At 42.4% G+C, this 15996-nt stretch carries 14 protein-coding genes; 1 reads left to right on the plus strand and 13 read right to left on the minus strand.

The genetic code is table 11. The annotated features are described in order from the left end of the window. Nucleotides 1–47 precede the first annotated feature (47 nt). The 3 genes from pfkA to C4S61_RS08560 all read right to left on the minus strand — a co-directional run bounded on the left by pfkA (nt 48) and on the right by C4S61_RS08560 (nt 3576). Nucleotides 48–1034, minus strand: coding sequence for a 6-phosphofructokinase (pfkA, locus tag C4S61_RS08550; protein ID WP_103924378.1), 987 nt, complete (start codon nt 1032–1034; stop codon nt 48–50). Then, nucleotides 1035–1406, minus strand: a complete 372-nt coding sequence (locus tag C4S61_RS08555; RefSeq protein WP_103924379.1) for a methylglyoxal synthase — start codon at nt 1404–1406, stop codon at nt 1035–1037. It lies immediately after the preceding gene. Nucleotides 1407–1530: 124 nt separating this feature from the next. Continuing rightward, nucleotides 1531–3576 (minus strand): S9 family peptidase, encoded by a 2046-nt coding sequence (locus C4S61_RS08560; RefSeq protein ID WP_103924380.1) that lies wholly within the window; start codon nt 3574–3576, stop codon nt 1531–1533. Between the two features lie 168 nt (nt 3577–3744). Between C4S61_RS08560 and mscL the strand changes: the two genes are divergently transcribed. Continuing rightward, nucleotides 3745–4167, plus strand: a complete 423-nt coding sequence (gene mscL / locus C4S61_RS08565) for a large-conductance mechanosensitive channel protein MscL (RefSeq protein WP_103924381.1) — start codon at nt 3745–3747, stop codon at nt 4165–4167. A gap of 35 nt (nt 4168–4202) precedes the next feature. Here the strand turns inward: mscL and C4S61_RS08570 are convergent, their stop codons facing one another. The 10 genes from C4S61_RS08570 to C4S61_RS08625 all read right to left on the minus strand — a co-directional run bounded on the left by C4S61_RS08570 (nt 4203) and on the right by C4S61_RS08625 (nt 15864). Beyond that, nucleotides 4203–4631, minus strand: a complete 429-nt coding sequence (locus tag C4S61_RS08570) for a hypothetical protein (RefSeq protein WP_103924382.1) — start codon at nt 4629–4631, stop codon at nt 4203–4205. 281 nt (nt 4632–4912) lie between these two features. Continuing rightward, nucleotides 4913–5272, minus strand: coding sequence for a hypothetical protein (locus tag C4S61_RS08575; RefSeq protein ID WP_103924383.1), 360 nt, complete (start codon nt 5270–5272; stop codon nt 4913–4915). Nucleotides 5273–5303: 31 nt separating this feature from the next. Further along, nucleotides 5304–5849: an RNA polymerase sigma factor gene (locus tag C4S61_RS08580; protein ID WP_103924384.1), complete on the minus strand. Its 546-nt coding sequence runs from the start codon at nt 5847–5849 to the stop codon at nt 5304–5306. Between the two features lie 91 nt (nt 5850–5940). Beyond that, nucleotides 5941–6864 carry a universal stress protein gene (locus C4S61_RS08585; protein WP_103924483.1) on the minus strand — a complete coding sequence of 308 codons (924 nt, stop codon included), beginning with the start codon at nt 6862–6864 and terminating at the stop codon, nt 5941–5943. 435 nt (nt 6865–7299) lie between these two features. Next, nucleotides 7300–8775 carry a lipopolysaccharide biosynthesis protein gene (locus C4S61_RS08595; protein ID WP_103924386.1) on the minus strand — a complete coding sequence of 492 codons (1476 nt, stop codon included), beginning with the start codon at nt 8773–8775 and terminating at the stop codon, nt 7300–7302. 167 nt (nt 8776–8942) lie between these two features. Continuing rightward, a complete protein-coding gene (gene feoB, locus C4S61_RS08605) occupies nt 8943–11075 on the minus strand; it encodes a ferrous iron transport protein B (RefSeq protein ID WP_103924388.1) in 2133 nt (710 codons plus the stop codon). A 4-nt stretch (nt 11076–11079) separates the two neighbouring features. Continuing rightward, nucleotides 11080–11301: a FeoA family protein gene (locus tag C4S61_RS08610; RefSeq protein WP_103924389.1), complete on the minus strand. Its 222-nt coding sequence runs from the start codon at nt 11299–11301 to the stop codon at nt 11080–11082. Between the two features lie 86 nt (nt 11302–11387). Next, nucleotides 11388–12023 (minus strand): hypothetical protein, encoded by a 636-nt coding sequence (locus tag C4S61_RS08615; protein ID WP_103924390.1) that lies wholly within the window; start codon nt 12021–12023, stop codon nt 11388–11390. A 12-nt stretch (nt 12024–12035) separates the two neighbouring features. After that, complete coding sequence (locus C4S61_RS08620; RefSeq protein WP_103924391.1) at nt 12036–14447, minus strand: TonB-dependent receptor; 2412 nt, start codon at nt 14445–14447, stop codon at nt 12036–12038. 154 nt (nt 14448–14601) lie between these two features. Next, nucleotides 14602–15864: an NAD(P)/FAD-dependent oxidoreductase gene (locus C4S61_RS08625; protein WP_103924392.1), complete on the minus strand. Its 1263-nt coding sequence runs from the start codon at nt 15862–15864 to the stop codon at nt 14602–14604. Between the last annotated feature and the right edge of the window lie 132 nt (nt 15865–15996).

Here is a 15996-nt window from a genome sequence, read left to right on the forward strand (position 1 = left end):
TAATCTTAAAGTAAAAGACCCACCTCGATTCGAAGTGAGTCTTTTAGTTAAGTGGACAAAATATTGGCGACCCTCAGGTCATCTTCATCTACTTTTTTGTCATCAACAATCGCCTTGACAATAGGAGTGAAGACTACTTTGTGATTGATCAAACCGGCCATTACATCATACTTGCCCTGCATGAGCCCTTCCACGGCGGCCACACCAAGCTTCGATGCGAGTAATCGGTCAAATGAGGTGGGTGCTCCCCCACGTTGCAGGTGACCAAGGATCGTCACTTTGATATCATAGTAAGGGAGGTATTTTTTAACCTTATCGGCAATCTCCTGTGCCGAGCCGCTTTTTCCCCCTTCTGCCACGATGACAATATTGGAGGTCTTCATTGCTTTAGTTCTGGATTTTAGCTTTTCGACCAGAGACTCGATTGGCGTTTTATTTTCCGGAATCAATATTGCAGCCGCTGCACTCCCGATTCCTGCATTGATCGCGATAAAGCCAGCATCTCTTCCCATCACTTCCACAAAAAACAAACGATCGTGAGAGGTAGCTGTATCCCGGATTTTGTCAATCGCTTCGATGGCTGTGTTACAGGCCGTGTCAAAACCAATGGTGGAGTCTGTACCGGAGAGGTCATTATCGATAGTGCCGGGAAGACCCATAGCAGGAATTCCATATTCTTGGAAAAACAGATGCGCACCTGTCAATGATCCGTCGCCTCCGATGACGATGAGGGCATCTATTCCGTGATTTTTAAGGTTTGTATAGGCTTTTTTTCGGCCCTCAGTAGTTTTGAATTCTTCGCTTCGGGCAGATTTCAGAAATGTCCCTCCACGTTCCAGTATGTGGGTGATATTTAGGGAATTAAGCTTCTTGATGTCATTTTGAATCATTCCTTCGTAGCCACGATAGATTCCATACATCTCCAGGTTGTAATAAAATCCGGTTCTTACAGCTGCGCGAATCGCGGCATTCATTCCGGGTGCATCCCCACCAGAGGTGAGTACGCCAATTTTTTTTATGGTTTTGAGTTCCATTTAAGGTTGTGTTAAGGCTTTGAACATGAGGGCGGCAGAGGCAGGGTTGGTCGCCAACGGAATATTGTGAACATCACATATTCTCATAAGCATTTGTACATCAGGTTCATGAGGGTGTTTGTCCAAGGGGTCACGAAAGAAGATTACAGCATCGAGCTTTTTTTCTGCCGCCATGGCAGCGATCTGTGCATCACCACCGATCGGTCCAGAAAGCACACGTTCTACTTCAAATCCTGCCCGCTCAATATGAGAACCTGTGGTGCCTGTGGCAACCAGATCAATATCCACACGATGAAGGTCATCTCGGAATCCACTTAAAAAATGTACCATGTCAGCTTTTTTGCCATCATGGGCGATCAGGGCAATTTTCATGAATAGGAGCTAATAGGTTCTGGTCAAAGTTAGGAAAAATTCGGATTTCCCTTTCCAAGACTGATTTTTTAAGGTTTACTTATGTAAATGAATGGATAAAAACTTTGGTTCATTTTGCAACCACCTATTTCTCGATTTTGTCCTCAAGCATAAGGAGAAATGCATATTCCAGCGCCAATTCTTTCAATGCATTAAATCTACCCGAGGCACCTCCATGTCCGGCCTCCATGTTGGTGTCCAAAAGCAATAAATTATGGTCCGTTTTCAGGTCCCTCAGTTTGGCTACCCACTTGGCCGGCTCCCAATATTGAACCTGGGAATCATGAAGACCTGAAGTGACCAAGAGATTTGGATATGCTTTTGCTTCCACATTGTCGTAGGGAGAATAGGAGAGCATGTAATCGTAGTATTCTTTTTCTTTTGGATTTCCCCATTCCTGAAATTCCCCTGTAGTCAGTGGAATACTTTCATCGAGCATCGTGGTGACCACATCAACAAATGGCACGTTGGCAATAGCACCATTGAATAGCTCCGGCCTAAGATTAATTACTGCGCCTACCAAAAGTCCTCCGGCACTTCCACCCATGGCGTAGAGGTGCTGTGGCGAAGTGTATTTTTCAGATATCAAATGCTCGGCACAAGCAATAAAATCTGTGAAGGTGTTTCGTTTGTTTAGCAATTTCCCCTGCTCATACCAGTGTCTTCCCAAGTCTTCACCGCCTCGGATATGTGCTATTGCAAAAACAAATCCCCGATCTAAAAGACTCAATCGATTACTTGAAAAGTAGGCATCCATGCTAAAGCCGTAGGAGCCATAGGAATAGAGGAGGAGTGGACTTTGGCCATTTTTGACAAAAAGAGATTTTCTGTACACCAGCGAAATCGGAACCAAGGTCTCATCTGATGCTTTTGCCCAAATTCGCTCAGAATGGTAATGATCCGGATCATATCCTCCTACGACTTCTTGTTGTTTGAGCAAAGTTCGCTCACCGGTGATCATGTTATAGTCATAAACCGAACTTGGCGTCACCAGGGAGTTATACCCGTAGCGAAGAATATCTGTATCAAATTCAGGATTGATACCGATCCAAGCCGTGTAGGTGTCGTCATCAAACTTCAAAGCATGTCCATCCCTATCCCAAGGTTTGATTTGAATTTGAGTCAAACCATTTGATCGTTCCTGAGTCACAAGATATCGCGAGAAAAGGTCAAAGTCTTCCAAAAGCACAGCTGATCGATGTGTGATTACATCTACCCAATTTTCCTTTTCTGTGTTGGAAACCGGAGTTTTTACCAGCTTAAAGTTTTGGGCATTTTCATTGGTTTTAATCCAGAAAAATTCTCCGAAATGATCCGCTGCGTATTCCAGATGCGGTATTCTTGCTTGCAGAATTTGGAAGTCTCCGTCCGGCTGATTTGATTTCAGAAATCTCATTTCCGATGAAATAGTGCTTTCGGAATGAATGAATAAATATTCTTCTGTTTTGGATTTGTGTACCATGCAGGAAAATTCCTCATCAGATTCCTCGAATATCAATTGATCCTGAGTCGGGTCTGTTCCAAGTTTGTGTTTATAGATTTGGTATGAGCGGAGTGTTTCAGGATCTTGCTTGGAGTAAAAAAGCGTGGTGCTATCAGCTGCCCAGACAAGGTTTCCAGTGATTTCAGGTATCGATTCGGTGAATATTTCTCCGGTTTCCAGATTTTTGAAATGGATCGTATAGATTCTTCGTCCGACTTCATCCACTGCAAAGGCCAATATTTTTTGATCTGGGGTAGTAGAAGTGCCGCCGACTTGATAATAGGGTTTTCCCGCTGCAAGTTTGTTGACGTCAAGAATGATTTCTTCATTGCCGTCTTTGGATTTTTTTTTACGACAGTAGATGGGATATTCTCCCCCCTTTTCATACCGGACGTACCAGTAGTATCCGGATTTAAAGTAGGGGACAGTTTGATCATCTTCTTTGATTCTACCTTTCATTTCAGCAAAAAGCGCCTTCTGGAAATCCTCAGTGGGCTTCATTACCGATTTGAGGTAGGTGTTTTCTGAGTTGAGGTAATCCAATACCTCCGGGTTTTCCCGATCATTCATCCAATAATAAGGGTCTACTCGCTGGTGACCATGGATCTCTAAAAGCTGTGGTTTTTTTGAGGCGATAGGAGCTTGCATTCAGTATGATTTTGTCTGTAAGGGTAATGAAAAAATGTGGTGCTTGGTTCAATTAAATTTCAGGTTGTAGGTATTAAACTTTGATACTTAGTTGAATTAAATGTCAACTTTTGCATTTCAGCAATATTTTGAGAATCTTTAATTTTACTTCAACCAACCTTACACAATATGGGAATGCTAAAAGAGTTCAAAGAGTTTGCCATCAAAGGCAATGTAGTAGATCTGGCAGTTGCCGTGATCATTGGTGGGGCTTTCGGTAAGATCGTCTCTTCATTTGTCAATGACATCGTCATGCCGCCAATCGGAATTTTGATTGGAGGAGTTGATTTCAAAGAATTGAATATTATCCTGAAAGAAGCCACTACAGATGCCGCCGGTGAAGCAGTCGCTGCTGTTACCCTGAATTATGGGATGTTTATCCAGAATGTGATTGATTTTGCCATCATTGCATTCGTGATCTTTCTTGCGATCAAAGGAATCAATAACCTAAGCAAAAAGAAAGAAGAGGCTCCGGCACCGCCACCACCACCTGCGCCTACAGCTTCGGAGAAGCTTCTTGAAGAAATCAGAGATCTCCTGAAAAAGCAATAAAAAATGGCCCTGAATAAAATTCAGGGCCATTTTTTCTAGTTTCCCCCTCTTCCTCGCTGATAAAGTTGCCTGTTGAAATCCCGGGCGATATTGTTGAGCATCAGGATTTGTTTGGAGGACAGTACCTTGGATATGTCGCTTACAAACGCTTTTTCATTTTCCAGTAATTGTGCCTGATATTGAAATCGTTTCTGGATTCTTGATTTTGCCTCTTCTTCGCTGACTGATTCCATGTCCTTTCCAAGATCTGAGAGCTGCCGCATGGTTTTTTCCCGATTTTCATGGTATTGGTTGAAGATTGGCCAAAACTTCTCAGCCTGCTCAGGTTTGAGATCAATGCGTGTGGTGATGAAAGCGATTCGCGCAGCTTGCAGTTTCTCGGGATCCAAAGGGGGGCGTTGCCCAAAAGCATTGCTTCCAATTCCCAGAAACAGGAGAATCGCAACTAAATATGCCTTGTTCATATGATTATAAGTTTCTTTTCATCTGTTTATAATTTGATATTTATTGGTCAGATGGAATCTCGCATGCATTATAATCATCCCAGTATGTGACGATCTTCGTCATGCTCGATTTCATCTGTTTATAATTTGTTTTTCAAAGGTCAGATGGAATCTCGCATGGTTTATAATCATCCCAGTGTGTGACGATCTTCGTCATGCTCGATTTCTTTTGTGAATTAAAGTCTCAATCGGGGGAAGGTCATTCCCTGTTTTACGATTTTTTACTTATACATTTAATTTTTTTAAAACCAGTTGGGCTCCTCTTCTGCCCAAAGTTCTTCTGCCAATGGCAATTCCTCTTCGATAATTTGATCGAGAATAGCATTAGGATCTTCTGCCATACTTAGAATATCTTCAGCGGTCCAAACCTGGCTTTCGATATAGAGCAGAGCCAATTCTTCAGAAGAAAGATTCTGAGTTTTAGGAGTGAGAATTCCGCTTTGCCAGGCAATAGCCATTCCCAGGACAAGTACAGCGGCAGCAGCATACCCTATCCAATTTTGGGTTTTCTTGGTTTTTGTTTTGGCCAGTATTTGATCAGGTAACTTATCAAAGTAACCTTGGGGAGCTTCAAAATTTTTAAGTTTTGGTAATTGATTCATGGTAGGTTAGACAAGGATGGAGGGCAATAGTTTATTCCGATAGTACATATTGTTCGATTTTTTTGATTGCATGGTGATAGCTGGCTTTCAAAGCGCCGATGCTGGTGCCGGTGATTTCAGCCATTTGTTCATAGGTGAGTTCTTCCTGATATTTTAGGTGAAAGACAAGCCGTTGTTTTTCGGGGAGTTTGAGGAGGGCTTTTTGAAGGCGGATTTGGATTTGATCACCGTCAAGTGATCCGGGTTGATCCAGATAGGATTCCAGTTTTTCCTGATGGTCGTCCAGGGAAAATGAAAATCTTTTTTTCTTTTTCTCAAGAAAAGTCAAGGCTTCATTCGTGGCGATGCGATATAACCAAGTGAAAATGGAAGAATTCCCCTTGAATTTGTCAAGATATCTATAGGCCTTGATGAAGGTGTTTTGGGTGAGATCATCAGCGTCCTCATGGATGAGCACCAATCTTCTGATGACCTGATACACTCGCTTTTGGTATGTTTCGATCAATTGCCTGAATCCAAGCTCCCGGGTGATGGGTGAGCGGATCTGCTCCAGTAATTGTTGATCGGTTGGTGACATACTTGAGTCATTAGACTTAAGGAAGAATCCAGCGTTTAACGGAAATGAAAAAGAGTCAGAAATTCCGACTCTTTTAAAGAATTAAGTGAGACTAGATCTCAAGTATATAGTCCAATATTCCGGCGTTTTTCCCTTTTGGCCTGGTGACCAACAGGGGCAAGCTGTCATTGAATTGGATCAGTCGCTCTGCCATACTTCCAATGAAGAGTGCGGTGGCCGCAGTTCTTCCTTTTGCCCCGATGATGATACCATCTGCTTTGATTTCCAAAGCCTTGGAGACGATTTCTTTCACAGGGTCATCATCGTCGTCTTTGGTATAAATCGGAGTGATTTTGATGCCCTTGGTGTCTATTTTGCGAATGAATTTTTTATAATTGATTTCGGCATGCATTTTCATGATTTCGGTAAATTCCTCATAGCTTTTACCCGTGAAATGATATCCTGAGGGTACTGAAAATACATTTTGACAGACAATTTCGGTCTTACCGCCATACTTGGAAGCGATCATAATCGCTTCTTCGAGTGCATCTTTGGAATAGTCGGAGAAGTCACTTGGCACCAAAAGTTTGGAGACTCCTGGCTTGGATCCTTCCGGTACGATGAGCAGGGAACAGCTTGCCCTTCTTGCCAGTCTTTGAGCGGCAACGCCCGTTCCTGGAAGTTCTACTTTTCGTCCGATGATGATCATATCAGCAGATTTCTCCTCGGCCAGTTTCAAAATCTTTTTGGAGAGATTACCTTCTTTGACCACATAGCTTATGGTGGCCCCTTTTAATTCTCTGAAATGCTCATTCACCAATTTCTCCATGGCTTCTTTTCGCTCATTGATCATGTTTTCGATCAGATTCGGGAATTCTTCCAGTACTTCTTTTGGAATAGAAAGGTTTTTTATAATGTTCGAAAAGTAAATTTTTTTAGTCTGATTGACTTTGGCTATAAAAGAAGCATACTCAATCAGTGTCTGATCCAGAGGAGTCTGATCGAGACAAACAATTAATTTCTTAATCAAGTACATAGTAGCCGAGGGTTTGCGGTACAAAGTTAAGTTTAAGCCAATGAATCTTTCCAGTATTTCGCAAAATAAAATTTCGATTTTCAAGTACGAAATGGAGAGACCTTGTTTTTGACTCGATTTGAAAGATTTCTGGGAAAATTATATTTGGGGAAATTGAGGCATTATCAAAAACGCCATCAATTTATTTTTGCTGTATTTGCACCTATTGATGATTTTTTCAAACTGTCCCGCTTCGATCCCGTATATTTGCAGAGTCCGGGCCGCCGACTTGTTCAAACTTCACAATTTAATTACATATACGAGTGAAGCCCTTTCCAAAAACAGGCCTCAGCCTTTTCTTTACCGAAAAGGCCCTCGCCCAAAACGCAGGATAACAGTGGAAGTTTGCGGATTTAAGGCAGCTCAAATCTTGTCAGTACGGAGGTTTGTAACACTCTAAGGCCCGGACTTTTTTAATTTACTTTTTATCCAGTTCCATTCTTCCTGCCCCACATTGGCTATCCTAGACCAAAAGAAAAACATCCCTACGATGAGGATGGACTTGATTACCATCATTACCAAAGGATTGACGTTCTCCAAGTAAAAGTCCTTCAAAGCAAAGATTGTAACCCCTACAAAAAGAATTTTCAACGTTTCGTAGCTAAAAGGTTCCAGGTTTAGTTTGATTTTCAAATACCCGTATTTGACCAGGTTAAATGCCAGCATGACAGAAGCCGAGCCAATTGCGGCACCCTCGATTCCATAGATTGGAATCAGCCAATAGTTCACCGCAATGATCAAAATACTCATCGCAATGGTCAATACTAAATTGAACCTGTAGTACTGCGAAAAGACCAGAATTTCGCTATTGACCGAAAAAGCCACATCAAATATTTTTCCTAAGGCGATATAAAAAACCACCATTTTGCCGGATTGATACAGTTCGCTGTTTGGCACAAAGTGATAGATGCTGTCAATATTTGACCAAATCATCGCGAAAAGAAAAAGACAGATGTAAAGTTGTCGGTTCGATAGTTGCCGATAAAGCAGGTTGATTTCCTTGAGGTTATTTTTTGAAAAATGATCCGCAATCACGGGCATGGCTACCTGAGAAATCGCCCTTCGGGGCAGCTCCACGACTAAGGCCATGTAGAAGGCAATGGAATAAATTGCATTTGCTTCCAGACTCACCATCGAACTGACCATGATACTGTCGATTTTCATGATCAGCGTAGAGGCAGCAGTGGCCAAAAAGGTGATCAGACTAAATCGGATAAATGAACTTCTGAACCCCGGGGGGAAGTGTTTCCAGTTGAAGTCAAGTTGGACTTTGCCCAGCCAAATGAGATAAACCAAAACTCCCAGAAGGCTCAACCCATAGACTATCACCAATCCTACCATCACCTGATCAAAGTTGATCCAGTCCAAAAGGTAGATTCCAACTAAAACCGAGGTGAGAAACCGAAGAAAGACTTCTCTGAAAAAGGTAGGAATCGCTACTTTGAGATAGGACCGACTGTAAGCATCCATCACACTGCTGAGTAAAGCAAAAAGTGTAATCAGCAGCACCACTCCCAGAAAATTTATTATTTCAGGGGAGTTGGTAGCGAATAAGCCCATGATTTGAGCCTTAAAACCAAAGAAAATCAGACTGACCACAGCAAAGCCGACTAAGGAAAGTGCCAGGCTGTAGGTGAGAAAGGCCGATTGTTTTTGTTCAAGTTTTGGAAAATACCGCGTGATTCCATGTCCGACACCCAGCTGTGCAAATGGAACGAAAAGTAGTCCAAGATCCTGAATCGTCCGGAAGGTTCCCAATTCTGTGGCATCAAGGGCATAGGGATAGAGCCATAGTACATTGATATAGCCCAATATTACACCGATATAGGAAAAAGCGGTGGTTTGGATACTTTGCTGGGCGATTTTACTCATTGGTGAAAAGTATAAAAAAAAGGGGAATTCTTAAGAATCCCCGAGGTTTTTAGGGTTTAGCGCATTTGTCACAGCCAGCTTGCGTTTTGGGTTTTAGAAAATATTTTCTCACCAAATAAGCTAAAGCTGCCAAAACCAAAATACCGACTCCGATTTCTTGCCACATATCAGGAGAAAATTTGATAAGTTATGAATGCCATTACATAGGCCAATACGGTCATGTAAGCCGTCTGAATTAACGGCCATTTCCAGCTTTTCGTTTCTCTTTTTACAACAGCTACTGTACTCATGCACTGCATGGCAAACACATAGAAGACCATCAAAGAGAACGAGGAAGCAACATTAAAGGTCTTTTCTCCGGTGTTTGCATTGATTTGCTGATCCAGCTTTTCCCGGATTGTGAGGTCATCTTCGATATCTCCACCGATGCTATAGATAGTCGCCATAGTGGAGACAAAAACTTCTCTTGCGGCAAATGAAGTAATCAACGCTATCCCGATTTTCCAATCATAACCCAGGGGCTTGATCACCGGCTCAATAGCCCGTCCCATTATTCCTATAAAGGAATTTTCCAAAAGATATGAACTGGTCTCTGCTTCAATTTCGGCGATTTGAGCTTCATCACTGACGTTTTCCAACCTGGCTTCACCTTCCATCCGGATTTGATCCATTCGGCTTGGTGGACCGTAAGAGGCCAAAACCCAAAGGACAATGGAAATGGCTAAAATGACTTTTCCCGCTTCTACGACGAAGGTTTTGGACTTTTCGATCATGGTCAATCCAACATCACTCCATCGTGGAATTCGGTAGGGAGGGAGTTCGGAGAGAAGAAAACTTTTCTCAGTAGTCTTTAAGATGAATTTCAAAAGCAGTGATGTACCCAACACACCGAAAATCCCAAGTAGGTATAAGCTGAGCAAGGCCAAAGCTTGCAAATTGATAAAACCTAACACCACCTCATCCGGCACAGTCAATCCGATCAGAATGATGTAAACAGGAAGTCTTGCCGAACAGCTCATCAAAGGCGTGACAAGGATGGTAATCATTTTCTCTTTCCAGTTGGATATGTTCCTTGCAGCCATTACACCTGGAATAGCACAAGCTACACCTGAGACTAAAGGAACAATACTTTTGCCATGAAGTCCAAAAGGTCGCATCCATCGATCCATTAGAAAAACTACTCGGGACATGTATCCCGTATCCTCGAGAATTGCCAGAAAGCCAAAAAGCATAGCAATCTGAGGAATAAAAATCACCACACCCCCTATTCCGGGTATCACTCCTTCGGCCAGTAGTCTTGTAAGTGGTCCATCTGGTAGAAGTCCTGCAATACTTGAACTTATATCTGCAAAAAGTCCATCAATCAAGTCCATTGGATAGGAAGCCCAGGTAAAGATGCTCTGAAAAATCAGAAGCAAAATCCCAATGAATATAACATAACCAAATACTGGATGGAGAAATACTTGGTCTAGATTTGAGGTCGGCTTGGATTCAGATTGTTTGAAAAGTGCTCTGGTGACAAGGTCCGTGATCTTTTGATAGCGGATTTTGGTTTCTTCCAGTTGCGCCTCTTCCAGATCAAAATTTGACGAATGAATCAGATCCTCCAAATAAGTCCGGTCGGAGGCTGGAATCGCCTTGTCTTTGGTGCCAAAACGAATCATTTGGTAGGCCTGATATAAATTATCCAGGTCAAATTTTTCCTTGACACGGAGCAGCATTTCAGCGGGGACAACTTGCTGAATATCAATAAAAGGTTGGGCTTTGTTGAAATTCCGCTGACTGATCAGGTTTTTGACATCCTCCAGCCCTTTTTGATTCCGCGCATCGGTAGAGAGAATAGGTACTCCCAGCGACTTAAACAGCTCGAAAGTCTTGATTTCAAGGTTTCTTTTTTCTGCCAAATCTGCCATGTTAAGGATCAGGGCGAGATTTATACCTAAATCAATTAATTGAGTGGCAAGAAAGAGCCCTCTTGAAAGCTGCGATGAGTCGATGATCATCAACACATAGTCAGGCTTGGCTTCGAGTCTGGTTTGATTCAGGACCCGGTGCGCGATGATCTCATCTTCTGAATTAGGGAAAAGGCTGTAGGTTCCGGGAAGATCAAGGATTTCAAAAGATTCCCCGTTGATCTGTACCGAGCCACTTTTTTTGTCAACCGTTACCCCTGGATAATTACCGATTTTCTGGTTTAGTCCCGTCAGGTAGTTAAAAAGCGTTGATTTGCCCACGTTGGGATTTCCCACGAGGGCAATCCGTGTGGTTTTTGTTTTAGTTGAAAGGGTGGCTTCAGACATCTATTTATATCAATTCTACACGGATCAGGGCTGCCTCAGACTTTCGGAGTGCCAATAGGGTTTCGTCCATTAAAAATGCCATCGGACCACCGGCGGGTGCCTGATGCTGAAGCATGATTTGTCTACCCGGTAAGAATCCCAACTCCATAAGATTGATTTTCAGCGGAGAAGATAATATTTCAACTATTTTTCCAGATCTATTCAGCGGAAGTGTGTCAGCAGTCATGGGCTTAGGTTATCCTGACGACAAAAATAGGATTATTTGGAATGAATCTAATCAAAAATAGATAAGATTTTTGTCAGGTTTTCCAACTACCGGATAGTGAGAATTTGATCGGAAAGTAAAAATTCCTGCGCATCGTCAAAGACGAGCTGAATGGTGAACTTAAGCTGAAGTTCTTTTTCGGGATTTTGTAAAAGGCCGATTTTGTAGAAATCATCAAAGTTCAGGTTTGACCCCAATCGGGTAAATTCTTGGATGGGTACTAAGTTGGTTTGAAAAACATGGCCTATGCCAAACAGAGAATTCAAATTTTCGCCAACCCCAAATTCTCTACCGTCGGCCAACGTAAACTCACTTTCATTGATGATTTGAATCAATTGAAGCTTGTTTTTGCTTGTATCCGGAGCAGGGCTGCAAGCCAAAGCGAATCCTAGGCTCCAGGGGGTTGGCTCTTCAACCTTAATAGCTGAAAGGTATTTTATATCCTTGATTTCTATGGATTTAAAAATCTGATTGTAATTTCGACTTTGAGTCTCAGGGATTTCATTTCCATAACCATCCACTGTTTTGGTAGCAAAAGATTCAATCACAAACTCCCGAGGTTTGGGAACAGGACCGCATCCGCACGAATCGCTGCCGCAGAATAATCCACAGCTCATGGGCAGCAAGGCCAAAATTGAGAATAGAGTGAATGTGGTAAAAATTCTTTTAGACTTGCCTTTCATAGATTCCCGGGTTTAGAAGCTTCCTTTGATGCCAAACGTAAAGTTTCTTCCACTTGCTACAATTCCTGAACTGTATGATCGGTATTGTTGATCACTTATGTTTTCGATTCCGAAAGTTAAATAAAGCCATTTGGCAAATTCATAAGATGAAGTTACGTTAAAAATCGTCCACCCGGGAGCATAAGGATTGCCATTTTCATCGATAGCATAGATTGCCGGTTTTCCTTTTTCCTCTTCAGGCATATTCTCAAATCTGCGCTCAGCATTATAGATTGAGGAGATTTCAAGCTTTAATTTGCCTGAATGATAAGAAAGTCGGGTTAATCCAAATGCGGGAGCAGCATGTCGTGAAGGGCTGATCGATTCGTCTTCCAATTCTTCAACTCCTTTTTGCCAGTTATATCGGGATGTTAACAAAAGTTTTTTTGTAATAGCGAATTCCAGTCCCGTTTGGATTCCATAGACTTTAGCATAAGCTGCATTTTGCAAGGCTAAAACCTCACTGAGTTCACCGGCATAAATGATTTTCGATTGCCCGTCCAAAGTAGAAGGCCGCCTGACCATTGCCTGATCCAAAAGGGTATAGAAAGCCGTGAAATCCACGCTAAATCGATTTTGAAAGTGCTTGTTCAGGTTTATTTCAGCATTATAGGCATATTCAGGTTTTAAATTGGGATTGGGAATCATCACTGTACCCGGTTCTGAATCAAAGATTTTTCCGATATCGTCCACATTTGGAGCTCGAAATCCTGTAGACAACAATGGGGAAATGGAAAAGGAAGGTTCAGGTCTGAAAATCAAGCCGATATTTCCGGTAACTGAATGATAATGGTTTGTAGATTTATTAAATGGCAGCGGAAAGAAATCCTGGTTGTTGGTGAAGTCGGCGGATAAGCCAGTGTAGTTGTATCGGATTGCGGACTGAAATTGAAGGTTGTCTGAGATTTTAGAATGAAAGCTCCCATAGGCTGCAATGGAAGCCCATTCGGAATTGGGGTATCGGGCTGAAGTCGAAGTGATTTGATTCAAGACTACATCTGTCACTCTTGCTTCAGAATTTACCTTGTTAAAAACGGATTCCAAACCATAAGTCAGGTAACTTTCTCCTTTAAAATTTTTCAGAAAATCCACATTTAAAGAGGCCGCATTGACTTTTTCCCTGCGGTCAAATTCATCCGCCTGTCCAAATCTTCGGTTGATTCTGCTTTCTTCAAATAGCTGGTGTGCCAAAATGACTTTTACCTGATCAAACCAGTTTGAAGCTGAAGAATGGGTCAGTTTGACCGTATTCATCATCCAGATCTGAGGACCATAATTCCATCTGGCAAAACGCAAATTTCCCTCTCTTTTCTCAATTAATCTATCGTATCGTGGAATATCAGTTGATTTGCTGTAGTGGAACCCGTAATCCCAGGTTGTTTCTTCACTGGCCTTAAACCTTATTTTTTGCATCAAATTAAGTTGATCATAACCACTGCCAACCTGTAGGAGAGGATCCGGATTGGCTACCTGAAGATCAGTTCCGTTTTCGGTGGTTTGATAGGTTTTTCGCAAATAGGATTCCTGACCCTTGTTCTTACCCATTTTCAGATCTCCGTAGTCAAAATGACTGAGGCTACTTAAGAAGCTCCATTTTCCGGAGCCATAAGACAAGTCGGCATGGATTGTTTTTTCTGAATATGCGGAAGCGTACCTGCTGAAAATAGTACCGGATACAGCCTGCTCACCCAAATCAGGGGTTAATGTCTCAAAAGCCATCACGCCTCCAATCGCATCCGAACCATACATGACCGATCCTGTACCGAAGAGAATTTCGGTGGTCTGAAGGGTGAATGGGTCCAGCGAAATAACATTTTGAAGGTTGCCACTTCTGAAAATTGCCGTATTCATTCGGACACCATCTATGGCGTAAAGCAGACGATTGGCCGAAAATCCTCGGATCATGGGACTTCCTCCGCCAAGTTGGCTCTTCTGAACAAACACCTCTCCACTACTACCCAGCCAATCCGATGTATTTGAAGGGCTGCGTAAATTGAGTTGTTTAGAATCCAATGACCGGACTTTTCCGGGAACATCCTGAACATTTTGTCTCCATCGATTGGCTGCAATGATGGCTACATCCAAGGTGATTTGGCTGGGAGTAAGCTCAATGTTGAATTGTACGGCGAGAAGTTCAGCCCATGAAACGCTTTTTGACTCAAATCCCAAAAGTTGAAATACAATAGATTTTTGATCCTTGAATCCCTCAATATTGGCTTGACCTTTAGAATCAGTAACGACACTTCTTCCGGGATGAATTGAATAGATCAGTACGCCCCCCAGTGCTTGTTTATTGGATGAATCAGTGACAAGAACTTGCTGAGCGATCAAAAAATCGATTCCTAATCCAAAGAAAATCCCAAAAGCGAAGAGGTATTTTTTCATAAAATTCCAGTCACGGCAAATTTAAATGAAAGGGAAGTAATCAGAAGGGGAGAAATTGATAAGTGGTTTTTGGCTTTTTTCTGATTTCAGAATCAAACTGGAACCTGCCAAAATTAAAAATCCCGACCAAAAGGCCGGGATTTTTTACGTTTTGTTAAGCTTTGCCCCGCAGCATCAGATTCCAGTACATAAATGGGAGTCCGTATTTTTTAAGGAGCCACATACTATACTGCTCCTTAGTAGTATCCACAAATGTGGAAATCAAAGGGTCACTGTCCTTCACATTGTCATATTTGAATTCGCACAGGAGCATTTTGCTGTAGCCGGTTACGATAGGACAGGAAGAATAGCCATTGTAAGATTTCTGACCTATTTTGCCAGATTGGATCATTTTCAGGAGGTTTTCTACCAGTACGGGTGCTTGCTTTCGAATGGCAGCACCGGTTTTTGCGGTAGGCAAGTTGGCTACATCGCCAATGGAAAATATATTGGGGTAGCGCTTGTGCTGCATGGAATGGATGTCTACATCGATCCACCCTTTGCCGGGGCCTTCCTGTATGGACACCTTAGATTCCTGGATGAACTTTGGGGCCATCTGAGGAGGAGCAAGGTGAAGCATATCGTAATGGACTTTGATCTCGGTCGCACCGATGATCTCTTCACCAAGTGGATTTCCTTCCATGATGGTGCAGTTGCTTTCTCCTGGCTTGGAATATTGAAAATAGATTTCCTGCTTTTCTGCATCTATTTTGACTGGGGCGTAAAAGGGTTTGAAAATAATATTTCGCTCATGGATGATTTTATTGAGTGTTTTGGCAAATTCAGGTACTCCGAAAATAACAGTACCCGGGGTGGCAAAAAGGACATTGGTTTTAGCTCTAACACCGGATTTTCTGAAGTATTCCTCGGCCATATACATGATTTTTTGAGGTGCTCCACCGCATTTGATTGGTGTAGTAGGCTGAGTGAAGACAGCATTTCCACCCCTGAAATTTTTGAGAACCTCCCAAGTGTGCTCCGGATCAGTATAATTGGAGCAAACGACACCCTTATCCAGTGCTTCAGTCAATCCGGGTAAAAGCTCCGGAGCCATCACCAATCCTGGAACAGGGATCAGGTAATCGTAGCCAAAGTTACCGGAATTTGCAGTGGATACCTGATTGAGATCGGGATCGATCCCTGTGGCTTTATCCTGAATCCAATCCACACCTTTGGGTATATAATCGGCCTCATTTCGCTCAGTATCCTTAAAATCAAACGCCCCTGCACCCACCAAAGTCCAAGCAGGCTGGTAATAATGCTTTGAAGATGGCTCAATAATAGCGATCTGAAGGGTTGAATCTTTACGTTTCAATTGGGCAGCTATGGTGATTCCGGCCGTTCCTCCGCCGATGATCAAAATTTGATAGTGTTTCATCTGTTTATAATTTTTTTTTCAAAGGTCAGATGGAATCTCGCATGGTTTCCCCGATAGTTATCGGGGCATCCCAGTATGTGACTTTTTAGTCATGCTTGATTTCATGGTTTGGGTCGTTTGATGAAGAAATTT

Origin of the sequence: Algoriphagus boritolerans DSM 17298 = JCM 18970 (genome assembly GCF_900108085.1) — a bacterium.
GTDB lineage: Bacteria > Bacteroidota > Bacteroidia > Cytophagales > Cyclobacteriaceae > Algoriphagus > Algoriphagus boritolerans.

What these genes read in the sequence shown, in the direction of transcription:
- C4S61_RS08620 (WP_103924391.1), bottom strand. Translation starts at nt 14,447, where the DNA reads ATGAAAAAATACCTCTTCGCTTTTGGGATTTTCTTTGGATTAGGAATC.
- C4S61_RS08610 (WP_103924389.1), bottom strand. Translation starts at nt 11,301, where the DNA reads ATGACTGCTGACACACTTCCGCTGAATAGATCTGGAAAAATAGTTGAA.
- C4S61_RS08595 (WP_103924386.1), bottom strand. Translation starts at nt 8,775, where the DNA reads ATGAGTAAAATCGCCCAGCAAAGTATCCAAACCACCGCTTTTTCCTAT.
- feoB (WP_103924388.1), bottom strand. Translation starts at nt 11,075, where the DNA reads ATGTCTGAAGCCACCCTTTCAACTAAAACAAAAACCACACGGATTGCC.
- C4S61_RS08560 (WP_103924380.1), bottom strand. Translation starts at nt 3,576, where the DNA reads ATGCAAGCTCCTATCGCCTCAAAAAAACCACAGCTTTTAGAGATCCAT.
- mscL (WP_103924381.1), top strand. Translation starts at nt 3,745, where the DNA reads ATGGGAATGCTAAAAGAGTTCAAAGAGTTTGCCATCAAAGGCAATGTA.
- C4S61_RS08625 (WP_103924392.1), bottom strand. Translation starts at nt 15,864, where the DNA reads ATGAAACACTATCAAATTTTGATCATCGGCGGAGGAACGGCCGGAATC.
- C4S61_RS08580 (WP_103924384.1), bottom strand. Translation starts at nt 5,849, where the DNA reads ATGTCACCAACCGATCAACAATTACTGGAGCAGATCCGCTCACCCATC.
- C4S61_RS08575 (WP_103924383.1), bottom strand. Translation starts at nt 5,272, where the DNA reads ATGAATCAATTACCAAAACTTAAAAATTTTGAAGCTCCCCAAGGTTAC.
- C4S61_RS08615 (WP_103924390.1), bottom strand. Translation starts at nt 12,023, where the DNA reads ATGAAAGGCAAGTCTAAAAGAATTTTTACCACATTCACTCTATTCTCA.
- C4S61_RS08555 (WP_103924379.1), bottom strand. Translation starts at nt 1,406, where the DNA reads ATGAAAATTGCCCTGATCGCCCATGATGGCAAAAAAGCTGACATGGTA.
- pfkA (WP_103924378.1), bottom strand. Translation starts at nt 1,034, where the DNA reads ATGGAACTCAAAACCATAAAAAAAATTGGCGTACTCACCTCTGGTGGG.
- C4S61_RS08570 (WP_103924382.1), bottom strand. Translation starts at nt 4,631, where the DNA reads ATGAACAAGGCATATTTAGTTGCGATTCTCCTGTTTCTGGGAATTGGA.
- C4S61_RS08585 (WP_103924483.1), bottom strand. Translation starts at nt 6,864, where the DNA reads ATGTACTTGATTAAGAAATTAATTGTTTGTCTCGATCAGACTCCTCTG.